The 22,416-nt window shown below is 60.6% G+C and carries 17 protein-coding genes; 5 read left to right on the forward strand and 12 right to left on the reverse strand.

The window, feature by feature from the left end; genetic code table 11:
* Position 1 precedes the first annotated feature (1 nt).
* The 5 genes from rlmD to ACZ445_RS22070 all read right to left on the reverse strand — a co-directional run bounded on the left by rlmD (position 2) and on the right by ACZ445_RS22070 (position 9,840).
* Complete coding sequence (gene rlmD / locus ACZ445_RS22050) at positions 2-1,354, reverse strand: 23S rRNA (uracil(1939)-C(5))-methyltransferase RlmD (protein WP_464707560.1); 1,353 nt, start codon at positions 1,352-1,354, stop codon at positions 2-4.
* Complete coding sequence (gene cysM, locus ACZ445_RS22055; protein ID WP_058425337.1) at positions 1,354-2,256, reverse strand: cysteine synthase CysM; 903 nt, start codon at positions 2,254-2,256, stop codon at positions 1,354-1,356. Before cysM ends, rlmD begins: the two co-directional genes overlap by 1 nt.
* Positions 2,257-2,364: 108 nt before the next feature.
* On the reverse strand, positions 2,365-8,277 hold the full coding sequence (locus ACZ445_RS22060) for an NEL-type E3 ubiquitin ligase domain-containing protein (RefSeq protein ID WP_464707561.1): 5,913 nt from the start codon (positions 8,275-8,277) through the stop codon (positions 2,365-2,367).
* A 71-nt stretch (positions 8,278-8,348) separates the two neighbouring features.
* Positions 8,349-8,939, reverse strand: coding sequence for a tRNA-uridine aminocarboxypropyltransferase (locus ACZ445_RS22065; protein WP_464704293.1), 591 nt, complete (start codon positions 8,937-8,939; stop codon positions 8,349-8,351).
* 7 nt (positions 8,940-8,946) lie between these two features.
* Positions 8,947-9,840, reverse strand: a complete 894-nt coding sequence (locus ACZ445_RS22070; RefSeq protein WP_024076785.1) for a LysR family transcriptional regulator — start codon at positions 9,838-9,840, stop codon at positions 8,947-8,949.
* A 249-nt stretch (positions 9,841-10,089) separates the two neighbouring features.
* Here ACZ445_RS22070 and speB point away from each other — a divergent pair, with 249 nt between their 5' ends.
* From speB to ACZ445_RS22090, 4 genes are read left to right on the forward strand one after another with little or no spacing between them, the layout of a single operon-like run.
* Complete coding sequence (gene speB / locus ACZ445_RS22075; protein ID WP_033900672.1) at positions 10,090-11,040, forward strand: agmatinase; 951 nt, start codon at positions 10,090-10,092, stop codon at positions 11,038-11,040.
* Positions 11,040-11,462 carry a YybH family protein gene (locus ACZ445_RS22080; protein WP_179029665.1) on the forward strand — a complete coding sequence of 141 codons (423 nt, stop codon included), beginning with the start codon at positions 11,040-11,042 and terminating at the stop codon, positions 11,460-11,462. Before speB ends, ACZ445_RS22080 begins: the two co-directional genes overlap by 1 nt.
* A gap of 21 nt (positions 11,463-11,483) precedes the next feature.
* Positions 11,484-12,995 (forward strand): purine-cytosine permease family protein, encoded by a 1,512-nt coding sequence (locus ACZ445_RS22085; protein WP_464707563.1) that lies wholly within the window; start codon positions 11,484-11,486, stop codon positions 12,993-12,995.
* Positions 12,996-13,030: 35 nt separating this feature from the next.
* Entirely contained in the window at positions 13,031-14,413 is a 1,383-nt protein-coding gene (locus tag ACZ445_RS22090; protein ID WP_222540211.1) for a sodium:solute symporter family protein, read from the forward strand.
* Positions 14,414-14,477: 64 nt separating this feature from the next.
* Here ACZ445_RS22090 and ACZ445_RS22095 read toward each other — a convergent pair whose 3' ends face one another.
* The 5 genes from ACZ445_RS22095 to ptrR all read right to left on the reverse strand — a co-directional run bounded on the left by ACZ445_RS22095 (position 14,478) and on the right by ptrR (position 19,139).
* The gene (locus tag ACZ445_RS22095; RefSeq protein WP_464707565.1) at positions 14,478-16,568 is read right to left on the reverse strand and encodes an amino acid dehydrogenase; all 2,091 of its coding nucleotides are present in this window, start codon (positions 16,566-16,568) and stop codon (positions 14,478-14,480) included.
* 196 nt (positions 16,569-16,764) lie between these two features.
* Entirely contained in the window at positions 16,765-17,148 is a 384-nt protein-coding gene (locus ACZ445_RS22100; protein WP_179030081.1) for a hypothetical protein, read from the reverse strand.
* Complete coding sequence (locus ACZ445_RS22105; RefSeq protein ID WP_058425344.1) at positions 17,145-17,747, reverse strand: peptidoglycan recognition protein family protein; 603 nt, start codon at positions 17,745-17,747, stop codon at positions 17,145-17,147. Before ACZ445_RS22105 ends, ACZ445_RS22100 begins: the two co-directional genes overlap by 4 nt.
* A 232-nt stretch (positions 17,748-17,979) precedes the next feature.
* Positions 17,980-18,102: a PA1414 family protein gene (locus tag ACZ445_RS22110; protein ID WP_003193089.1), complete on the reverse strand. Its 123-nt coding sequence runs from the start codon at positions 18,100-18,102 to the stop codon at positions 17,980-17,982.
* A 143-nt stretch (positions 18,103-18,245) separates the two neighbouring features.
* Complete coding sequence (gene ptrR, locus ACZ445_RS22115) at positions 18,246-19,139, reverse strand: putrescine utilization regulator PtrR (protein WP_179030082.1); 894 nt, start codon at positions 19,137-19,139, stop codon at positions 18,246-18,248.
* A 103-nt stretch (positions 19,140-19,242) separates the two neighbouring features.
* Between ptrR and ACZ445_RS22120 the strand changes: the two genes are divergently transcribed.
* A complete protein-coding gene (locus tag ACZ445_RS22120; protein WP_179030083.1) occupies positions 19,243-20,448 on the forward strand; it encodes an MFS transporter in 1,206 nt (401 codons plus the stop codon).
* Here ACZ445_RS22120 and ACZ445_RS22125 read toward each other — a convergent pair.
* Both ACZ445_RS22125 and ACZ445_RS22130 read right to left on the reverse strand, forming a co-directional pair.
* Positions 20,360-21,802 carry an NCS1 family nucleobase:cation symporter-1 gene (locus ACZ445_RS22125; protein ID WP_179030084.1) on the reverse strand — a complete coding sequence of 481 codons (1,443 nt, stop codon included), beginning with the start codon at positions 21,800-21,802 and terminating at the stop codon, positions 20,360-20,362. The two genes, ACZ445_RS22120 and ACZ445_RS22125, sit on opposite strands and share 89 nt — an antisense overlap.
* A gap of 198 nt (positions 21,803-22,000) precedes the next feature.
* Positions 22,001-22,399, reverse strand: a complete 399-nt coding sequence (locus ACZ445_RS22130) for a DUF2177 family protein (RefSeq protein WP_179030085.1) — start codon at positions 22,397-22,399, stop codon at positions 22,001-22,003.
* Positions 22,400-22,416: the final 17 nt, after the last annotated feature.

Consider the following 22,416-nt stretch of genomic DNA (forward strand, 5'->3'; position numbering starts at 1 on the left):
CCTAGCCCGCTTCAAATAACGCCATGGCCTCGACATGCGCGGTTTGCGGAAACATGTCGAGGATCCCGGCACGTTTTAGCCGGTAGCCTTGCTTGACCAACTCAACCGTGTCCCGCGCCAGCGTGGCCGGGTTGCAGGACACATACACCAGACGCTTGGCGCCCAAGGTCGCAAGCTTGCGCACAACCTCCAGGGCACCGTCACGAGGTGGGTCCAAGAGTACCGCAGAAAAGCCCTGTTTGGCCCATTCTGCGTCAATCAAAGGCTGGGACAAATCGGCCTGAAAAAACTGCGCATTATGCAAATTGTTGCTGACGGCATTCACGGCCGCCCGGTCCACCATGGTCTGCACACCTTCCACCGCCACCACTTCACGCACCTGGCGCGCCAGTGGCAGGGCGAAATTGCCCAGGCCGCAAAACAGGTCCAGCACCCGTTCGTCGGGTTGTGGCGCCAGCCATTCCAGGGCCTGGGCAACCATCGCCGCATTGACGCCGGCGTTGACCTGCACAAAGTCTCCCGGCCGGTAAGCCAGCTCCAGATTCCACTGTTCCAGTCGAAAACCCAACACAGCACCGGTGTCGACCGGCTCCGGCTGGCCCTCGCCATGCAGCCACAATTGGGCCTCATGGAAGGCGCAAAATTCGTTCAACACCTGCAGGTCCGCTTCGGACAACGGCGCCATATGCCGCAGCAACACCGCAACGGATGTACCGCTGAACAATTCCACATGCCCCAGGGCCTGGGGTTTGCTCAGGCGGCGCAGCATGTTCGGCAGGCGCTGCATGATCGGTTGCAAGGCCTGTACCAGCACCGGGCAACCATCGATGGCGACGATGTCCTGGCTGGCCACGGCGCGAAAACCGACGTCCAAGTGTTTCGCCTTGGCATCCCAACGCACCGCCACGCGGGCGCGGCGACGGTAGCCGAATTCCGGCCCGCTCAACGGCGCGGCCCACTCTTGCGGTTCGACACCGGCCACGCGGGACAGTTGCTCGGCGAGCATGCGCTGTTTCAGGGCAAGCTGTTCGGCGTGGGGCAAGTGCTGCACGCTGCAACCGCCACAACGGCCAACGTGCGCACACGGCGCCGGGCGGCGCAGCTCGCTGGCCTTGAAGACGCGCTCGGTGCGCGCCTCGACGATTTTGCCGTGGGCACCCAGCACTCGCGCTTCGACTTCTTCGCCGGCCAGCGCGCCGTTCACAAACCAGGTGCGGCCCTCGAAGAACACGATGCCACGGCCATCATTGGCCAGGCGCTCGATGGTCAGGCGTTGTTTCTTGCCCACCGGAATCTGCGGGGCCCGGCTGCCGCCCGTCGGTTGGAAGCGCAGGCCTCTCTCGTGCTTGGCCATCAGTTGGGTTCGTCGAAGATGCCGGTCGACAGGTAGCGGTCGCCTCGGTCACAGATGATCGCGACGATCACCGCGTTTTCCACTTCTTTGGACAGGCGCAACATGCCCGCCACCGCGCCACCGGAAGACACGCCGCAGAAGATTCCTTCTTCACGGGCCAGGCGGCGCGTGGTGTCTTCGGCTTCACGCTGGGCCATGTCGATGATGCGGTCCACACGCGTGGCGTTGTAGATCTTCGGCAGATACTCCTCGGGCCAACGGCGGATACCCGGGATGGCCGCGCCTTCCATCGGTTGCAGGCCGACGATCTGGATCGCCGGGTTCTGCTCCTTGAGGTAGCGCGAGTTGCCCATGATGGTGCCGGTGGTGCCCATGGAACTGACAAAGTGGGTAATGGTGCCCTGGGTCTGGCGCCAGATTTCCGGGCCGGTGCTGGTGTAGTGCGCCTCGGGGTTGTCCCCGTTGGCGAACTGGTCCAGCACCAGGCCACGGCCTTCGGCAGCCATGCGCTCGGCCAGGTCGCGTGCGCCCTCCATACCTTCTTCCTGGGTGACCAGCACCAACTGCGCGCCATAGGCGGTCATCGCCGCCTTGCGCTCGGCGCTGCCGTTGTCGGGCATGATCAGGATCATCTTGTAGCCCTTGATCGCGGCGGCCATGGCCAGGGCGATCCCGGTGTTACCCGAGGTGGCCTCGATCAGCGTGTCGCCGGGCTTGATCTGCCCGCGCAACTCGGCGCGGGTGATCATCGACAGCGCCGGGCGGTCCTTCACGGAACCGGCCGGGTTGTTCCCTTCGAGCTTGAGCAGCAGGGTATTGCTGGTTTCACCCGCCATGCGTTGCAAGCGGACCAGGGGCGTGTTGCCGACGCAATCGGCGATTGTAGGGTACTGCAAGGTCATGGCGTATTCGCAATCCAGACTGCGGGGCGCACATCATACCGGGAAAGGCTGGCGGGCCATATCACGCAAAGTGTGGTGCTTATTGCTTAAAGGTATAAGCACAGATAGTTATCCGTTCTCGAACGCCGTCCATTCCTCATAAGTAAATGCCCGAATCCGATTGTTTCTCGCCGATGCCATTGCTTGAGACAGTTCTTTATAACGCTTCTCGTATTGGCCTTCGATTATCACGCCACTCTCCAGTTGTTCGACTGCCGAGTCTGAGAGTGCACTGAAACGGCGAAGCTTGAATGCAAGCTGTGCGGCGTATTTGCGTTCAATGAATTGCACCCAATGCGCCTCCCTCAACAACACTTCAGGCCAGTCAGTTGAAGCCTCTGAACGATAAACTGCCGCACGCAGGGCATTGACCGAATTGGCATCCGCCACAACCGTGTCAAAACCCCTAGGGAGCGTTTGTGGCAAGTCAAGACTCGGTGCCAGCGCGATGCGATGAAGAAGATTCTGCTTGTAAATCTCCATCATGCCCTGGGATTCAAAGCGCAACGCAATCTGGTGATCCATGAAGTCAAGACGGTGCATCGCGCGGTAGTAGCGTATCAAGCGAGCCCCGGCAGTTTGTGTGTCTTCATAGAGTATCTGTAACGGAAGCATCTCCAACTCAACTCGATGCAGGCACAACAGCCAACCATCAATCCCACCGTTCAGCGATGCATAAGACGACTCAAGGGAAATGATCTGCCTTCCCTCCAGATCCTGCGCGTGTTCAATCAACCCCCACACTCGTTTCGTAATGGTCTCTCTCATATCGCGGTGTTTGAGTTCGTTGAACCCCGGGAACTCGGAGATGCGTGCCAGCAGTTCAAAAAAACTATCCGCCATAGGTCGCTCTTGCAACGTGGACCAATAGCCTTGGTGTGTGGCGACGTCTTCTGCAGGTAGCAGCGCCAACCACCTGATAGATTGCCGATCAATAGAAGTCGACTCCCATAGCCCAAAATGTGCTTCGGAGTGGCGCCAGCGTTCATGCGCCTGGCGTAAAAACCGTCGTGTGTGCGGGGAAAGCGGATTGCCTCTCAGGTTTATCGCCTGATGGACTTCGGGATAAATGAACAAGTCCATGTCATCCAAATCTATTATTTGGTTGTCGCTCAGGTCAAAACTTCGCAATGTGCGCAGAGTCACGGCTCCCTTTGGTGGCTGGCGCAACTCGCAGCCACGCAGTTGCAGAACTCGTAGACTCGTCAACCTATACAGATTCAGCCTACGCCCTCGGCCGAGCGGGTTTCCCGACAAATCGAGGCTTCTGAGCTGGGTCAGCTCAGCCAGTCCTTCTTCGTCTACATAGTCGAACCGCAAGTGGTTGTTCGACAGATTGAGTACCGCCAGGTGAGAGTGGACGTCCAGATTGGGCAGATGCGTGAGTCGGTTACCATCGAGATAGAGAATACGCAGGGCCGGAAAGCTGAAAAGAAAGCGCTCCGGCAACGCCGTCAATCGATTGTTCTTCGCACTCAGCACTGTCACATGAGAAAAATGCGCGCCCAGGGCGGGTAAACTTGCCAAATCCAGATTGTCCAGATTCAGTTCCTCTTCAACTCCCTGAGTGAAACCTTCCTTGGCCCAGCAGCGCTGAATGCGCTCAACCGCCAAGGCCCGTGAGTAGGCCGAGGAGCTATCCGGCTGGATTTTCGACGCCTGATCCCGCCACGCTTGCAGGTCCCTGTACAGCTGATCACGCTCTTTGACTTGATAGGTGATCATCTCTTCACGCATAACGACTGTGTCACCCGCCTCCGCGAGCATCGCCCACACCTCGGCATCCGTTTTAGAGGGGTACAACTCGCGCATGCGCGAGATCTGGTCACGCTCTGTCGGCCCGAATTCGGTTCCACCACTGAGTGGATAGCCTTTGCGACCATTGATCAGGCGTGGTGGCGCGAGCCTCCATGATATTGGCCGTATGTTGAGTGTCGCTTGGATCCCCGGCCAATCCTGCCCCAGCCGGGCTCCCATTTCCGCGCGCAATTCCTCCAGCGCGCCGGCATGGGTGTAACCCAGCGCCTGGCGTTTGGCCGGGGGCAGTGCATTGAGCAAGGCCTCCAGGAAGGGCGCGCGTACCCCCACCACCTGCAAGCTACCGTCCGCCCGTTGGCCATAGGCCAGGTACTGTCCGACGCTAGGTTTCAAGACCCGCCGAAGGTCAGCATCATCGGGGCCGACGCTGTCGATTACGCGGTGGGCGTCCCAGAGCTCAACCCGCAGCGATATCGGCCAGCCCTTGAGACCCGCCAGTTCGTGGAGCATCAACCGTGAGCTGTCGTCGTTCGCCAACGGCGACATGTGTACACCTTCCAGGGCGCCACAGACCCGCAACCAACGAGCCCACCACCGCGCCTCTTGCGCCAGGGTGTGCGGTACACGCCCCTCCCGGAGGTGCTCCAGCTCCGACGCAGAGGCATGTTGCACCCAGTCCTGCGCAATCCCCGTCGTCAATCCAGGGAACTGGCGCACTATCACCTGTACCAAAGGGTCATCGGACTGCTGGTTCTTGCGGCGCAGCACATCGAAAAACTGCGCGTGCATCTGCAGTTTGTCCATGTGCACCTTGCTCTCCAGGGCCGCAACCTGATCTTCACGTGCAAGACCCGCCTTACCGACCAACGCATCGGCATTGTCAGGCGTTACTTCATCGAGCAGTTGGACGATAAACTCCGCCCCCGTCTCCAGCCCTTGCTTGACCCGATCAAAGATATTCAAGCGCTCGAACGTCTCCACCAAAAGCACCGGCGGCGGTTCGTTGCGCACATGCACCTTGCGCAGTATGTCCGGCGTCACGCCGCTGATCTGCTGGACCTTGTCGATGGCATCGGGGGTCAATCCGCGAAACCTGGGGCCCAGGCGGTAAAAGGGTTTCTGCCCGTCCCAGGTCAGCGGGTTCTCCCATTCGTGGCGCCAGGCGCCCGCACCGTTATGGCTCAATACCGGCGCATACGCGTCGTCCAGGGAGGGATGGCGGATACGCCAAGGTTGTGCATGATCCGCCTGGGTCACTTTGAAATATTGACTGTCGAGGTACAGGTAGCGGTCCGACTCCAGAAGGTACAACCCCAAGGCATCGGGCTCGGATGCAATACGCCTGGTGTCGACATCACTCGCGTACTGCGTGATCTCGCGCAGTACCGGGTAAAATCTGCCTTGCGGTGCACGATTGCGCAGCATCGCCTGGGCCACTTGATGACGAAACCCGCTGATGGCCGCCGGCATATCGGCGCCGAACCGGGCACGATCGTGATCGGAGAGTTGGCTCAGCAGCACTCGGAAAAACGCATCGGCTCCGCCCTGCTGCACGCCGGCACTCTGGCTGCCCGGATCATAGGGCGAAAACTCCCCGTCTCCATGGTCGAGGATCAACACGGCATGCCTGTCGCAGTCCTGGGGAACGTAGGTTGGAGGGCCAACGATCAGGTGTTTGCCGATAGCCCTCAACACACTGCGGGCGAACGCCTGGACCCACGCCTGAGTCTGCTGGTCAAACCTGCGTCGGTGGTAGACCCGGTCAATGAGGGCCTCGGCGCGCGCCATCTGCGCGGCAACCTTGAATGCATCGTAGAGCGGCTCGGGTTGCTGCCGCCCCTCGATCAAGCGGGTTTGCTGATCAAGCGACAACGGGTGCTGATCCAGCACCTCGAGCAACCTCGGCAGGCTGACGTCGGGGTGCAATGCGCGCAGCACCTCGATCACCTCGGGCACCGGGTAGTCGTGGCCAATGCTGTCGGGCAACCACTTGCGCACGGACACCGACGCGCGGGTAGCGGCCGCGCGATGGGTGTCGGCAAACCGGGTCAAGGCTTCGAACAGATCGAACCGCGACGCCTGGGCCTGAGCCGCCAATTGCCGACGTACCGCCTGCTCACCGGCGGAAAAATTCGACGGCAGAAGCTGCACCACCGCGTGGGACAGATGCGCGGTGATGCGCTGCGGTGTCGAGTAGCCAAACTGATAGTTTTCCAGGGCAATCACCGTGATCACGACCATCGTAGGACGGGTCGATTCCTGACTGTAGCGACGTAACTCCCGGCCCTGCGCATTCACGATTCTCAATGTCGTATCCACCGGCCACGCCGGCAGCTGGGTCAGCAACGGGCCCAGGACGTCGAAAGCTCCCATGGGCACTGGCCGGTTGGAATCGGCCAAGCCGACCACCCAGTCAATCAGCCGATCGACGTTGAACCGATGCACCGCCTCCACCAACGAGGCCGATGGCCGCTCACCGGCCCAGACACGTTCCAGCTGTTCCCTTGAAGTACCGCTGGTCTCCAGCACAGCCTGCAGCTCATGCGCAGGCGCCTGGGAGGGCAGCAACATGCGCTCAAGCAACTGGGGGCTGCTCAGGCCCCTACTGTCCTTGATGTTCGCGGCGGGCATTTGCGAGAGGCGTTGATACAAGGCTTGATGGCGCCGCCGTACACTGAACGCCAGGCGGCTATGCAGCCGCCCGCTGATCAGCAGGTCGGCCAAATCGGAAAAAGCCAGCACCAGTTCACCTGCATGCCCCTCGAGCACACTGGAAAGTCCGTTGAGCAACCCTTCACCGAGCGCAGCGTACAACGCGATCACCCGCACACGCGCCAACCCCTTGAGCGGGCCGGGTACCGGCATCAGCAATAGCTCCAGCACCTCACCGATGACGGTGCGAGCGATACCGGCAAGAGTCGCCAGAAATCCAGGCGTCTCGTTGGCCAGGCCCTTCAGGTTGGCGCGAATGCGCGCCAGATGGAGATCACCCAAACTGACCGGCGGTGCTTTGGTCACGACCTTGCGGGTATAGCCGGTCCGGTCCTCCAGACGAGGCTCGAACACTTCGAGAAACAGGTCCTGCAATGCCTCGGCAAAAGGACTGAGCCCGGTTTCGCGGACGGCGCCTTGCCTGAGTCGGGTCAAGCGTTCGCTGTCGGGCTGTGACATGACCGCGTATAACCACGCCACCCTGCCCTGCCGGTAGAAAGCACTGAAGGCCACATAAAACTCCTGGCAGGCTTCCCGGTGGCTGTCGAAATGACGCAGGTCACCCCCGCCCGGCCGACGGGGAAAGTAACTGAAAGCGCCTTTGCAACCGGTAACGGAAAATATCAGGTGGGGGATGTTCAGGCTGTCCCCCGGGGGCCTGCTGAGTGTTTGCCCGGTGTTGCCGATAAATTGAGGCACCCAACCGATATTGTCCTTGCCGTCGGGGATGAACAGCTGCATTTCCTCGCAGTGCCCCCACCCCTCGTCGTGCTCCAGTGCTTGCTTGATATGCCGGTATTTTTCCCGGTCGATTCGAGTGATGTTCGAGTCTTTCAGGGCTTCAATCAGGGCGAACTCAAGCTCAAGGCGCCCCAGGTTCACAATCGCATGGCCCAAAGGCTTGGTCTTGTCCAGATTGTCGTCGAGCAGGGTTCTGAGTTGGCCACCGAGATTGAGCGCGCGCACCAACGCGATGAAGTCCTCGGGGCTGAGGTCGATACTGAGCCTGCTGGACGTTGCCACGCCGTCATGGCCGGGGTAATCCCACCCGGTCAGGCCGTCATAGTTCATGCAGGCGGCGTCCCACAGCGAAAGCCGGACGACCCTGGGCTCATTGATACGGTCTGCCAGGTCGCGCCGATGGCGGCGAGGGCCGTACGAGTAGGTGGTGGTGATGTGCTGGGTTTTGGGATCAACGACTTGACCGGTGAGGTCGTTGAGGCCCGTTCGCAAACGCTCCAGGCTTTGGCGTTCAAACTGTGTAACGAATTGACGAATGTTTCGTTCGACCTCCACCTGGGCCTCGATCAACGCCCGTTGCAGGCGCACATATTCGCGCTGGCCATCGTCATCCAGCCCGGGCATGAACGCGGCGAACTTTTCCTGCAGGGCGTCCACGGTTTGCAGGGTCGCCCACTCGTCGCCTGCGACCAAGGGCAGCCCCGCTCGCTGCTCCATCATGAACGCCGCCAATGGGTCTGCCTGCTGCTGTGTCGCTACCGGCTCAATCATTTCACGCTCCTTGAAATGATCAGCCTATCCACTACCCGTCGATGGCTCCGGTAGCTATGTAGCGCATTGACTCAACCATGATTCTTTTCGAATACCGCTGCGCCCATCGCCGCGATCTGCCCCTCGATCAACACGTCGAACGGCCGCAGCAATGGCTCGAAGGAGGTGGGGGCCTCCAACACCTGTAGGGCCTGCGCAATCGCCTCGACAGTGGACAACGCACCTGGCCCGGGAGCCTTGCGCAGTCGATAGCGTGACACGGCGTCGCCCACCAAAATCACCCGTGGCAGCGCTGCCAGCAATGGGTTGAGATGCAACAATTTGCGCGCCTTGCGCCAGGTGCCGTCGGGGACTACCAGCAACACCGGCTGTTCGCCTGGCACATAGCTTTGGAGGGGTTGTGCATCGTCCGACGGAAACAACAGCCGCGCCTGATAACCGGGTGGGTTCAACAACGTCGGCAGATCCTCGAACACCTCCCCCACCACCAACTGCGCGTTGTTCAAGCCCAGCGCTGCCAGCCTCGCGGTGTTCAGCGCATGGTTGACCTCACTCGGGTGCTGCAACAGCAGCACGCGGGTGCGGCTGTCGAGGCTGGGTATCAGCGCGCACAGGCAGTGGGTGAGGGGCCGTAGGCAGCGGGAACATTGGGGTCTAGACATGGTGTTATCAGGCCTGGTTGAGCTGGGCTTTGAGTAGATCGCGAAAGGTCTGGATCAGCGGTTCACGGCTGCGACCACGGCGCATGATCATCGAAAACGGCGCCTGGTAGCCGAAGGTTGCGGGCAGCAACACGCGCAAATCGCCTTTGTCGGCCCAGGCCTGGGCATAGTGCTCGGGCAGGTAGCCGATGTAGGCGCCGGACAGCACCAGGATCAACTGCGCCTCCATACTTTCCACCGTCGCCGCGCTGTGCTTGAAGCCGTGGCGCGCCAGTTCGGCCTGGCTCCAGTAGCCGCGCCCGACCATGCGTTGCTGGGTGATGACTTGCTCGGGAATACGCCGCTCGTTGAAGAGAGGGTGACGGGTGCTGCAATACAGCCAGTGCTGCTCGCGGTACAGCGGCATGTAGACCAGCCCGCTCATGCGGTTGGAGAAGGCGCCGATGGCCAGGTCCAGGCGGTTGTCCTGCACGCCGAGTTGCAGCTCGTAGGGACTCATCACCGACAAGTGCAGGTGCACCGCCGGATGCTCCAGGCTGTAGGCGCCGATGACTTCGGCGAATGGCAACGCCTTGTCGCTGACAGTGGAGTCGAGTACGCCCAATTTGAGCGTGCCGCGCAACTCGCCTTTCAACGCGGCGGCGTATTGCTCGAAGCCTTCCAGTTCACCGAGCAGGCGCAAGGTCTCCTGATGGAACAGTTCGCCTTTGCTGGTCAGGCTGAACCCGCCGCGGCCTCGATGACACAGCACCAGGCCCAATGCCGATTCCAGCTGGCTCATATAGGTGCTGATGGCCGAGGTGGACAGGTTGAGTTCGTGCTGGGCATTGGCGAACCCCTGGTGACGCACGACGCTGACGAAGATGCGCAGGAGTTTCAGGTCGGGCAAGGCGTTGGCCATGGGCGGCTCCAGAGGCACACACAAAATCCTGTGGGAGGGGGCTTGCCCCCGATGAGGGCGTGTCAGTCGGCACAACACTGACTGACCCACCGCCATCGAGGGCAAGCCCCCTCCCACACTTAAACGCAGTTTACCCCAGGCATTAGTTTAGAAAAATCTGAACTAAGTATTTGCCCCTGCCGATTCTTTCGTTTCCATGTATTTCGCAGAATCAGGCCCTAATAAACAAAACAACGATGAGGCACTCCCGTGGACAAGATTTTCCACCAACCACTGGGCGGCAACGAAATGCCGCGCTTTGCCGGCATCGCCACCATGATGCGACTTCCCCACCTGCAAACGGCCAAGGGCCTGGACGCCGCCTTCATCGGCGTGCCCCTGGACATCGGCACCTCGCTGCGCGCCGGCACCCGCTTCGGGCCGCGTGAAATCCGCGCCGAATCGGTGATGATCCGCCCGTACAACATGGCCACCGGCGCCGCACCGTTCGACTCGCTGTCGGTGGCGGACATCGGCGATGTGGCGATCAACACCTTCAACCTGCTCGACGCCGTGCGCATCATCGAAGAAGCCTACGACGAGATCCTCGAACACGACGTGATCCCGATGACCCTGGGTGGCGACCACACCATCACCCTGCCGATCCTGCGGGCGATCCACAAGAAACACGGCAAGGTCGGGCTGGTGCACATCGATGCCCACGCCGATGTGAACGACCATATGTTCGGCGAGAAAATCGCCCACGGCACTACCTTCCGCCGCGCCGTGGAAGAAGGCCTGCTGGACTGCGACCGCGTGGTGCAGATCGGCCTGCGCGCCCAGGGCTACACCGCCGAAGACTTCAACTGGAGCCGCAAACAGGGCTTCCGCGTGGTCCAGGCCGAAGAATGCTGGCACCACTCCCTCGCGCCGCTGATGGCCGAAGTGCGTGAAAAAGTCGGTGGCGGCCCGGTGTACCTGAGCTTCGACATCGACGGCATCGACCCGGCCTGGGCACCGGGCACTGGCACCCCGGAAATCGGCGGGCTGACCACCATCCAGGCAATCGAGATCATCCGCGGCTGCCAGGGCCTCGACCTGATTGGTTGTGACCTGGTAGAAGTTTCGCCGCCCTACGACACCACCGGCAACACCTCGCTGCTGGGCGCCAACCTGCTGTACGAGATGCTCTGCGTACTGCCGGGCGTGGCGCACCGCTGATGAGCACCCACGAAGTGCTGCAAGCCGCCGCCGAGCTGGTGGCGGCCTTCGCGCGCAATGACCGCGCCGCCTACTTCGGCGCGTTCACGGCGGATGCCAGCTTTGTGTTCTACACCCTCCCCCAGCCGCTGCTGAGTCGCGATGCCTACCAGGCGTTGTGGGACAGCTGGCGCCGGGATGAGGGGTTCGAGGTGCTGTCCTGCACCTCGAGCAACGCCTTTGTCAGCCTGCAAGGTGACGTGGCGATTTTCATGCATGACGTGGCCACCGAGCTGCGCATGAACGGGGAGCAATTCAAAAGCCAGGAACGCGAGACCATTGTCTTCACACGACAAGGGCTTGGCGCAGAACAACAAGAAGGCCTGTGGCTGGCCTGTCACGAACATTTGTCCGCTATGCCGGAAGGGCTGCCGCCCCCTTAGCCAATGTGATCGGAGCTGATCATGAATAATAAAAACAACGATAAAAGTATTCGAAAGATAGAAACCAACGGGGTCGAGCAGATCCCGGATCACGAACGTACCGCCGGGCCCAAGGATCTGTTCCGACTGATCTTCGGCGGTGCCAATACCTTTGCCACCGCCGTGCTGGGCTCCTTCCCCGTGTTGTTCGGCCTGTCATTCCAGGCCGGCGTCTGGGCGATTGTGCTGGGTGTGCTGGTGGGTGCGCTGATCCTGGCGCCCATGGGCCTGTTCGGGCCGATTAATGGCACCAACAACGCCGTGTCTTCCGGTGCTCACTTTGGTGTGCACGGGCGGATCGTCGGCTCGTTTCTGTCGCTGCTGACGGCGATTGCGTTCTTCTCGCTGTCGGTGTGGAGTTCGGGTGATGCGCTGGTGGGCGGTGCGAAACGTCTGATCGGCCTGCCGGAAACCGACCTGACCCTGGGCCTGGCCTACGGCGTGTTTGCCGTTCTGGTGCTGACGGTGTGTATCTACGGTTTTCGCTTCATGCTGTGGGTCAACCGCATTGCGGTGTGGGCGGCAAGCCTGCTGTTCCTGCTGGGCATCTTCGCCTTCGCGCCCGCCTTCGACAGCCACTTCGCCGGCACCGTCGCGCTGGGCCAGACCGGTTTCTGGGCCGCCTTCATCGGCGCCGCGCTGGTCGCCATGAGCAACCCGATTTCCTTCGGGGCGTTCCTGGGCGACTGGTCGCGCTATATCCCGCGTGAGACGCCGAAAATGCGCATCATGCTGGCGGTGGTGCTGGCACAAATCGCGACGTTGATCCCGTTCCTGTTCGGCCTGGCCACGGCGACCATCGTGGCGATCAAGGCGCCGGACTACATCGCGGCGAATAACTATGTCGGCGGCTTGCTGGCGGTGGCGCCGAGCTGGTTCTTCCTGCCGGTGTGCCTGATCGCAGTGATCGGCGGCATGTCCACGGGCACCACCTCGCTGTATGGCACCGGGCTGGACATGTCCAGCGTGTTCCCGCGCCTGCTGTCACGGGTCAAGGCCACCTTGCTGATTGGGGTGATGTCGATTGCCTTCATCTTTATCGGACGTTTCGCCGCCAACCTGGTGCAGAGCGTGTCGACCTTTGCCGTGCTGATCATCACCTGCACCACGCCGTGGATGGTGATGATGATCATCGGCCTGATCGTGCGTCGCGGCTTCTACTGCCCGGATGACCTGCAGGTATTCACCCGTGGAGAAACCGGCGGGCGCTACTGGTTCAGCCATGGCTGGAACTGGCGCGGGCTGGGGGCGTGGATCCCGAGTGCGCTGGTGGGCCTGTGCTTCGTCAACCTGCCGGGGCAGTTTGTCGGGCCACTGGGCAACCTGGCCGACGGCATCGATATCAGCCTGCCGGTGACGCTGGGGCTGGCCTCGGTGGTGTACCTGACCTTGCTTCGCGTATTCCCGGAACCGGCGGCCGTCTACGGGCCGTCCGACCCTCGCAGCAAGCGCACGGATGCGCGCGTTAAACCGGCGCTGCAACCAGCCGCCTGATCGCCCATAAAAACGATAATCGGAGACTCGCCGTCATGGCTTTGGATTTATTCGTCGTACTCATCTACGCCGCCGGCATGCTCGTGCTCGGCTACTACGGCATGCGCCGCGCCAAGACCCACGAAGACTACCTGGTGGCCGGACGCAACCTGGGCCCGTCGCTGTACATGGGCACCATGGCCGCCACGGTATTAGGCGGCGCGTCCACCGTCGGCACCGTGCGTCTGGGCTACGTACATGGCATCTCCGGCTTCTGGCTGTGTGCCGCGCTGGGCATGGGGATCATTGCGCTGAACCTGTTCCTGGCCAAGCCACTGTTGAAACTGAAGATCTTCACCGTGACCCAGGTCCTGGAAAAACGCTACAACCCCATGGCCCGCCAGGCCAGTGCGGTAATTATGCTGGCCTACGCGCTGATGATCGGCGTGACCTCGATCCTGGCCATCGGCACCGTGTTGCAGGTGCTGTTCGGCCTGCCGTTCTGGATCTCGGTACTGCTCGGCGGTGGCGTGGTGGTGGTGTATTCGACCATCGGCGGCATGTGGTCGCTGACCCTCACCGACATCGTGCAGTTCGTGATCAAGACTGTCGGCCTGATGTTTATCCTGCTGCCGATCTGCCTGTACCGCGTCGGCGGGTGGGACGAGTTGGTCGCCAAGCTGCCGGCGTCGAGCTTCAGCTTCACCGCCATCGGCTGGGACACGATCATCACCTACTTCATGATCTACTTCTTCGGCATCCTGATCGGCCAGGATATCTGGCAGCGGGTGTTCACCGCCCGTGACGAAAAGGTCGCCCAGTACGCGGGCACCTTCGCCGGTTTCTACTGCATCCTCTACGGCCTGGCCTGTGCGCTGATCGGCATGGCCGCGCACGTGCTGATCCCGGACCTGGACAACGTCAACAATGCGTTTGCCGCTATCGTGAAAGCCTCGCTGCCAGACGGCATCCGTGGCCTGGTGATTGCCGCCGCACTGGCGGCGATGATGTCCACCGCCAGCGCCGGCTTGCTGGCCGCCTCCACCGTACTGACCGAAGACCTGCTGCCGCGCCTGCGTGGCGGCAAACAGTCGAGCCTGGCCGTCAACCGCCTGTTCACGATGCTGACCGGTGTTGCCGTGCTCGGCATCGCACTGGTAGTCAGCGATGTGATCAGCGCCCTGACCCTGGCCTACAACCTATTGGTGGGCGGTATGTTGATCCCGCTGATCGGTGCGATCTTCTGGAAGCGCGCCACCACCTCGGGGGCGATCACCTCCATGACCCTGGGCTTTGTCACGGCGCTGGTGTTCATGATCAAGGATGGGCTGGATGCGAACACGCCGATCTACTACAGCCTGGCGGTAGGGCTGGTGAGCTTTGTGGTGGTGAGCTTGTTGTCGCGTCGGCCAGAAGGTGTAGCGGCCAGCGCGGTTTGAGAAAAAGCGGGTTTTAGAGGGGTTTCTTCAGCGGGTGCGACGTCGGATGTCGCGCCCGTTTTTTTCATTCAACCGCCAGGTTCTGGTTTGCCTGGATGATCTCCTGGACCAGGGAGGCCCATAACAGTCCTTGGGTTGTGCCGCCGGCGTAGGTTCCTCCGGCTGCGATTTGGTGGTGGGCAGACCAATGCACTATCGAAAGCCCATCCGAGGTGCCGGGCCTGGCACATTCGATAACTTGTAAATCACCACTTTCGATTGCCCTTCGGTAGGACTGTGGAAAGTGCCGAGAAACAGCCGCCAAACAGGCACCCAATATCTGCTCTTTGCGTTCTGGCGCCGAATCAGGAGGAACCTGCCCGCCGGAAACAAGAATGCAGTCTCCGTCCAATCGGCAATTCATAACCCCGATTGGCAAATCGTACTGCAGTTTGAGCCCGCGTATTCCGGCGCCTTCATGACCCACTGCGCGCAGCTTGAAAAACCAGCCCGTGATGGCGATTACCTCTGACTCCTCGACTCCCATAGCAGTAACAACGAAGTGTTCTCTGCTTAGCCCAGCAATTTGTATCGGACTCAAGTGCCCGGGCATGAACTGAACTCCAGAGTTCAGCAAAAGCACCTCTATCTCATGCTTTAAATCGATAAACTCCAAATCGTACCCCGACACTTCAATAGCCCGACCGACCCCAGGAACTCCAAACGTCTCCAAGAACGTCTGTTGACTGATCTCTGTGAGTTCACCTCCCGGCTTGCCACTTGGCCAAGGTCTGTTTTCTATATCGCGTTGCTCGCGTATCGCAGTCTCTACGCCACTGGCGTCGTCTATATAAGCGCGTACTACCCGAGCCCGCGCGAATGGTGCCAGCGTCGGGTTGTCAGCCAGAAACTTTTCAAACAGCTCGATACCTGCACGGTTGCACTCAATAGCCAAATACTGATTGGCGGGAAGTAGATACTCGTTATGCAGTGGTTTTGCAGTCGTCTCCGTTGCCGACATATGGCGCATGTTTACAGGCTTATGACTGGCACCATCGCTCTTCTGATCTCCCCCATACACCGTGACCTGATAATTCGCCAGGCGGAGCATCACCGCCTGGAACAGGCCATTGATACCTCTGCCGATGATTGAAACACGCGGCGCACTGGCCTCTGCGGGCAGACAAGGGAGCGTCAATGACTGTGCAACTTTACGCCTCACCAGACCGCGCAAGGCCATCAAACTCAGCTGTATTGAAACGGCATAGTCAAGGTCGCGCTGGCAGGCCTCGGTGGTTGATGCCTGGGTAGTGAGCGTCGCAGGCCTGTACCAAGTGGAGACCTCGCAGCCGAGCGTCTGCGTGCGTTGCCGGAACGCATCCAATGTCGCTGGCCCATAGTCCAATACCAGCTGCATATTTTCAGCCTCGGCCAGGGCGTGCAACGCACCGTCGCTAAAGACATCCGGCTTGGCGACACAGATCAGACGGGCCTGGCTGTGCAGGCACTGAATGAGAACCCGATCAAGGCGATGAACGGACTCGTCATTGAGGGATACGCAGACTGCGACAGCAGCGGCGCCCTCCAAGGCCTCGAACCAGTCCACGACAAATGACACTCGACTGTCGGAAGCGGCATTCCCGAGAGTATCCGGCGCTCGACCTGGCCGGACCAACACTCTGATCCGAACATCGGGATCTCGATCAAGCAACAGGTTGACCAGCTCTTTCCCCACATTACCGTATCCCAGTACGCGCACGTCCCGGGGGATGGAACCATCCGCCAGTCTCAGCCAACGCAGGATGTAGGCGGCCACATGCGGCGCGTTCACCCCTGGGGTGTTGAGTACTTGAATGGCGTGGGACTCACACAGGTCCAGTCGTATCTTGTCCAGGCTCGTCCCTCTGCGGATCAAACAGAGGTTTCCAAAGGGGTGGGAGGTACGCCATTGCTCCAGGACATCCGCATCGATGGGTTGGTCTCCAACAATGATGGTTGTTGGACGCAGGAGCGCGATCTGTATGAGCAGCGCCTGCCTGGTCAATGCCGGGGAAAGAAACACGACGTTTCTGGGCGCGTCGGCCCTCCAGCCTTTTGACACAGGCGCAGCCTGTAAAACACAGTCGGTGGTGGTGATGAGTGACGCGGCGACCGGAGGAACTGAAGAGAGCAACATAGCTTTGTCTCCAACAACTCTGACTGACACCTCGAAAAGAGGCACTCAATAAAACGTTGGGGCGCTATGAAGAGGCGCTTGAGTTTCAAGCTATGGGTATTTCCAAAGTTGGATAAGCCAGATGATTCCGACTGATAGGTAGTCCGATTCCGACAATCGAACGCCAAGGGCTGACCGGCAGACCCACAGCGCTTGCTCACTCCTCCCCGCTGCTGAGACCTTTAAACAAATCAACACAATCCTTACAGCCGAAATATTGCTCGACTGCCGGGCATTCGATCTCCCCTGTCGCCCCCGCCCTCACCCGCCACACACACGCCTTGCCATGATATTTCAGTGTGCCTTCAAGGTAACAAGGCGCCCAGTCGTACTCGTCATGCAGCGTGCCTCCATCAATGGGCTCAGCACGCTTGAAAAAGGACGCGACCTGTCGCTCATCCAGCGCAACGTCACTGGGTCGACAGCGTTCCGGCTCTTCGGAGTGAAAGCCCAAAAGGGCAATTTCGTCGATATCGGGAGGGGAAGTCGTGCATCCGGCGAGGAATACCCACACGCCAAGTGACCATCGGCGCAGACTCATTGCCACACCGCACTGCTGGCTTCGCCGGGGTGTTTGTAAGAGATTTGCGGATGCCTGTAGACGTCCTCCGGCGTCAGGCGGAAATGACCATATAACTCCCCCACCAGCCATCGCAGAGATTGATTCTGCATCGCGGTCACTTCCTCATAACGTGCAGCATCCAGATGCTTGCCGACCAATTCGATGCCCAGGGAATCCGCATTCATCGGGAATCGCTCAGGATAGCCCTTGGTGCGCTCATACCGATCCAGCGCGCGGATCTGCAAGGTCCAGGTGAGTGCTTGAATAGCTTGGATTCGGGCGGGGTCGCACGTCGCCTTGTCCGTTGCCATGCACCTGGAACGCAGGTAGCGGCCAACGTGATAACAACGTTTCTTGAGGCTGGCCGTCTGGTAGATCACACCATTTTTCTCAATGAGAAAGTGTGCTCCGTTGCCTTTGGCAAGGTAGGCGTTAAAGGTGTGCTGGGCGGTAGGGGCATCCGTCTGGTGAACCACCAGCGCGCTCACGCTGCGCAAATCCCCGTGCTCGATCGATTGAAACCGACGGAGTTCGACTCTGTCGGCAATCAACATCCCTTCGCTATCAATACTCGACATGCCACTGCCCATTCATCCGTGTGAAGGCAAAAATATAGAAGGACAAACAGGGAAAAGGGCATGGATGACGGGATAAGAAGAAGGCTCTGACGATGACACGTGCCTCGTCAGACAATTGGGCACACTACCCAATGAACGGGAATACAGTCTGATTACAGGGAACCGAACACGCCCTGAAGAACAACCCAGCCATGAGCGCCCGCGCGATTCAATCGCGTGAGCGCTTCAGGACTTACCTGCGACGTGGACGACGCTGCTCGTCATCTGTGCGAATCGGCACCGGCTGCAGCGGAGGCTCGATCAAGCCCAGTGCAACACCCAGGTCATGGAGCCAGTTTTGAATTTTCTCTTTCATGGTTTGCCCCCTTTAAGGGTAATGCGGGTAGGCGCAAGTTCTGTCGCCCTTTCCTACAGTGATAGTAGCCCTAAGTCCTACGTATTGCTTGAACGAAAACACAACGAACTATTACTGAATCCATCAAAATCCTGACGGATCGCTCAAGCGATGGCGCGGGTGTCTTGCACAACCGCAGCCTTGCCGGCTTGCTGCAGGTCGATCCATGCGTTGAGGTTAGCGCCGAGCATACCCTTTCGCCACATCAGCCAGGTGGTCGCAGTGGCAAAAGGCCCTATCAGCGGATGAACGGACACGCTGTCCTTGCCGGGCAGGCTGTCGAGCATGGATTCGGACATCAGCGCCACACCCGATCCGGCGATCACGCAGGCGAGCATGCCTTGGTAGGACTCGATCTCGATCGCCCGCCCCATGGCCACGCGCTCGTGGGAAAACCAGGTTTCCAGGCGCGTGCGGTAGGCGCAGCTGCGGCGGAAGGTGAACACTGAGCGCCCCGCTACATCCTGAGGCCCACGCACAGGGGGATGATCGGCTTCGCAAATCAGCACCAGGCGCTCTTCACACAGGGCGATGCCGTCCAGGGAGGCAATGGTGATGGGACCGTCCACAAAGGCCGCATCCAGGCGACCGGTGATCAACCCTTCGAGCAACTCCCCGCTGGGCGCCGATTGCACCTGAAGGTTCACCATCGGATAAGCCTTGTGATAGCCCGCCAACAACTTCGGCAAATGCACCGCGGCCGTGCTGTACATGCTGCCCAATACAAAATCGCCAGCCGGTTGCCCACCTTGCACGGCACCGTGGGCTTCGTCATGCAGGGCCAGCAGACGGGTGCTGTAGTCCAGCAGCACCTTACCCGCAGGAGAAAGCTGCAAGCGTTGGCGCTCACGCACGAACAGTTCTACACCGAGCTGCTCCTCCATTTGCTTGAGGCGCGTCGACAGGTTGGACGGCACCCGATGCAAGCGGTCAGCCGCACGGGTAATGGAGCCCTCTTCCGCCACGGCCTGGAAAATGCGCAATTGACTGAACTCCATGACTTTCTCCAAAACTGAACAAGTTACTCACTATTATTCAATTTTACAGAAAGTCAATCCGCTTTAGCCTGAAGGTATTCGCTTACCCGCAGGAACCCTGACCATGTCTCCCTTGATTCGCTTAACTGCCAGCTTTGTTGCCTTGATGATGGCGATGGGTATTGGCCGCTTCGCCCTCACCCCACAAATGCCGCATCTGCTCAGTGAGGGGCAGATCGACTTGACCGGTGCGGGCCTGATCGCCGCCGCCAATTACCTGGGCTACTTCGTCGGCGCGGTGGATTCGATCTTCGCGCGCAGCCATCACCACGTACGTGGCCGTTTGTATGGCGGGTTGTGGCTGTGCGTGCTGCTGACCCTGGCGTCGTACTGGGCCAATGGTTTCTGGCCGCATCTGTTGCTGCGCTTTGGCACCGGCGTCGCGAGTGCCTGGGCATTGGTGATGATCACCAGCCTGAGCCAGCCGCTGGCGATGGCCGCCGGGCGTCCGCGCCTGGGTGCCTTGGTATTTGCCGGGCCTGGACTGGGGATTCTGTTGACCGGCCTGCTGGCGCTGGGCTCGAACCTGCTGGGGCAAAGCTCGGCAACGTTATGGCTGGTGTACGGCACGGTGGCGCTGGTGATGTTACTGGCGATTCTGCCGTTTCTGCCCAAGCCGTCTGCCGCCGCCCCTCTGACCGGCCACTCCGACGCGGGCAGCAACGGCAGCATCGCGCATTTGTGCTGGATCTACGTGTTGTACGGCCTGGGCTACATCATTCCGGCGACGTTTCTGTCGCAGATGGCCAGCGCGCAGTTCAAGGGCGCCTGGCAGGCTGACCTGTTCTGGCCGTGCTTCGGCCTGGCCGCCGCGATGGGTGTGTTGGTGGCGACCCTGCGCCGCAAGGACCCGGACACCACGCGCCGCTGGCTGATGGCCACGCTCTGGCTGCAAGCGGCCGGGGTGTTTGCCTGCTTGCTGGGCAACGGCTGGGGTCTGGCACTGGGGGTATTGCTGTGTGGCGGGCCGTTCCTGGCCTGCATGCAGTTGGTGATGGCCCGGCTGCGGGAAGTCGCGCCCCACGGCTACCAGCGCAGCACCGGGCTGTTGACCGCCAGCTTTGCCATCGGTCAATTGAGCGGGCCGTTGCTGGCGTCGGTCAGCAGCCACTTGAGCGGTGGCCTGCAACCGGCGTTGGTGGTCGCTGGAGCAGGCTTGTTGGTAGCGGGCTCGGTGCTGATCAACCGGCAACCAGCGGCGCAGGTACACGCACCTGTTCACGCCGCGCCAGCACCAGGAAAAACAGCCCACCCAGGAAGCACCCGGTAAACCAGGCAAAGTTGGCCATGCCCTGCAAGGCCGGGGTGAAGGTGATCGCGACGCCCACCAGCGTCGCAGGCACCAATGCCTTGACCGCCGTCCAGTTCACGCCGCCGTCGAAGTAGTAGCGCCCGCTGGGGCTGTCATCGAACAGGGCGTCCACGTCGATCTGCTGTTTTTTGATCAGGTAGAAATCCACCAGCAGGATCCCGAACAACGGCCCGATAAACGCCGCGAGGATATCCAGGGTGTAGTGGATCATCAGCGGGTTATTGAACAGGTTCCACGGGGTGATGAAGATCGACGCCACGGCAGCGATCATCCCGCCGGCACGCCAGCTGATCTTGCTTGGTGCGACGTTGGCGAAGTCAAACGCCGGGGACACGAAGTTGGCGACGATATTGATACCGATGGTCGCGGTGACGAACGCAAAGGCACCGAGCAACACGGCCATGCTGTTGTCGATGCGCGACACAGTGGCAATCGGGTCATGCAGCATTTCACCAAACACCGGCAAGGTGCCCGAGACAATCACCACAGTCACCAGGGAAAACGCCAGGAAATTCACCGGCAGCCCCCAGAAATTGCCGCGTCGTACGTCCTGCATGCTGCGGCAGTAACGGCTGAAATCGCCGAAATTCAAGGTGGGCCCGGAGAAGTACGACACCACCAGCGCCGTCGCCACAATGACCTGGCCAAACGCCTGCCAGCCCGACAGGGTTTTTTCCGCCAGGGTGAAGCTGATGTTCGACCAACCGGCCTTCCACACGATCCAGCCGGCCAGGGCAAACATGACCGCGTATACCACCGGCCCCGCCCAATCGATAAAACGGCGGATGGATTCCATGCCCGCCCAGAACACCGCCGCCTGCAACACCCACAGGCTGAGGAAACCAAACCAGCCAAGGTAGGACAGGCCTGCAAAATGCGGCTCTGCATACACTGCCATCTGTGGGAAGAAGCGCAGGACCACGATGATCAAGGCACTCGACGCCAGGTACGTCTGAATCCCGTACCAGGCCACGGCAATCAACCCACGAATCACCGCCGGAATATTCGCGCCGAACACCCCAAACGCCAGCCGGCAGATCACCGGATAAGGCACCGCAGCCTGCTGGCTCGGCTTGGCCACCAGGTTGGCGATCAACTGCACGATGCAAATGCCCGCGAGCAACGCGATCAACACCTGCCAACTGGCGAGCCCCAGGGCGAACAGGCTGGCGGCGAACACATAGCCGCCGACGCTGTGCACGTCGCTCATCCAGAAAGCGAAGATGTTGTACCAGGTCCACTTCTGCGGCAGCGGGCCCAAGTCCTGGTTGTACAGGCGCGGGCTGTAGCCTTTGGGCAATTGTTCGGTCATCGCTGGGCTCCTCGAAATACCGGCCTGCGCTTCCGTCGCGGGGTGCATACGGGAGGCGGCATGGTTTGTATACGAGACAGTCAGCAGAATGCGTGCCAATTGAACGCAATCCCTCTGGCACGGCGCTCCAAAGGGATTGATAAGCGCCTATAGGGCGGCGCTACGCTCAGCAACGGTGCACGTAGATCCTGTACACAATCAGCGGTGCACTCGTTGTGCACACAGGTAACCCACCGTGCAGCAAGCGGCGGTCAGGAACGTCCCCCACGCCATGTCCATGATCGCCAATTGCGCGGACCAGCCTTGCAGCGTGGCCCAGTTACTCAGGTCATAGGTGCCGTAGGCGACCAGACCGAGCAAGGCGCCCAGGCGCGCGGCGCGTTGCCAGCTTGCGCTGGGCAAGACCACGAACACGACGCAACCGAGCACATAAAGGAGATAGAACAGCGTTGCCGGCAAGAGGCGAGGTTGATCCAGCATCAGCGGGCCCAGCAGGGACTTATAGGTGGGCCCCATGATGACGCCGAGCCAGAGGCCGTCCAGAATCAGGAAAGCGAGCAACGTGCCAAGGTAGGCGAACAGCGTTTTCTTATTCATTGAGGCGACCTCTGTAG

Source organism: Pseudomonas allii (assembly GCF_055380095.1).

What these genes read in the sequence shown, in the direction of transcription:
- ACZ445_RS22095 (WP_464707565.1), bottom strand. Translation starts at nt 16,568, where the DNA reads ATGTTGCTCTCTTCAGTTCCTCCGGTCGCCGCGTCACTCATCACCACC.
- ptrR (WP_179030082.1), bottom strand. Translation starts at nt 19,139, where the DNA reads ATGGAGTTCAGTCAATTGCGCATTTTCCAGGCCGTGGCGGAAGAGGGC.
- ACZ445_RS22090 (WP_222540211.1), top strand. Translation starts at nt 13,031, where the DNA reads ATGGCTTTGGATTTATTCGTCGTACTCATCTACGCCGCCGGCATGCTC.
- ACZ445_RS22080 (WP_179029665.1), top strand. Translation starts at nt 11,040, where the DNA reads ATGAGCACCCACGAAGTGCTGCAAGCCGCCGCCGAGCTGGTGGCGGCC.
- ACZ445_RS22085 (WP_464707563.1), top strand. Translation starts at nt 11,484, where the DNA reads ATGAATAATAAAAACAACGATAAAAGTATTCGAAAGATAGAAACCAAC.
- ACZ445_RS22120 (WP_179030083.1), top strand. Translation starts at nt 19,243, where the DNA reads ATGTCTCCCTTGATTCGCTTAACTGCCAGCTTTGTTGCCTTGATGATG.
- ACZ445_RS22100 (WP_179030081.1), bottom strand. Translation starts at nt 17,148, where the DNA reads ATGAGTCTGCGCCGATGGTCACTTGGCGTGTGGGTATTCCTCGCCGGA.
- cysM (WP_058425337.1), bottom strand. Translation starts at nt 2,256, where the DNA reads ATGACCTTGCAGTACCCTACAATCGCCGATTGCGTCGGCAACACGCCC.
- ACZ445_RS22105 (WP_058425344.1), bottom strand. Translation starts at nt 17,747, where the DNA reads ATGTCGAGTATTGATAGCGAAGGGATGTTGATTGCCGACAGAGTCGAA.
- ACZ445_RS22065 (WP_464704293.1), bottom strand. Translation starts at nt 8,939, where the DNA reads ATGTCTAGACCCCAATGTTCCCGCTGCCTACGGCCCCTCACCCACTGC.
- ACZ445_RS22125 (WP_179030084.1), bottom strand. Translation starts at nt 21,802, where the DNA reads ATGACCGAACAATTGCCCAAAGGCTACAGCCCGCGCCTGTACAACCAG.
- ACZ445_RS22130 (WP_179030085.1), bottom strand. Translation starts at nt 22,399, where the DNA reads ATGAATAAGAAAACGCTGTTCGCCTACCTTGGCACGTTGCTCGCTTTC.
- ACZ445_RS22110 (WP_003193089.1), bottom strand. Translation starts at nt 18,102, where the DNA reads ATGAAAGAGAAAATTCAAAACTGGCTCCATGACCTGGGTGTTGCACTG.
- rlmD (WP_464707560.1), bottom strand. Translation starts at nt 1,354, where the DNA reads ATGGCCAAGCACGAGAGAGGCCTGCGCTTCCAACCGACGGGCGGCAGC.
- ACZ445_RS22060 (WP_464707561.1), bottom strand. Translation starts at nt 8,277, where the DNA reads ATGATTGAGCCGGTAGCGACACAGCAGCAGGCAGACCCATTGGCGGCG.
- ACZ445_RS22070 (WP_024076785.1), bottom strand. Translation starts at nt 9,840, where the DNA reads ATGGCCAACGCCTTGCCCGACCTGAAACTCCTGCGCATCTTCGTCAGC.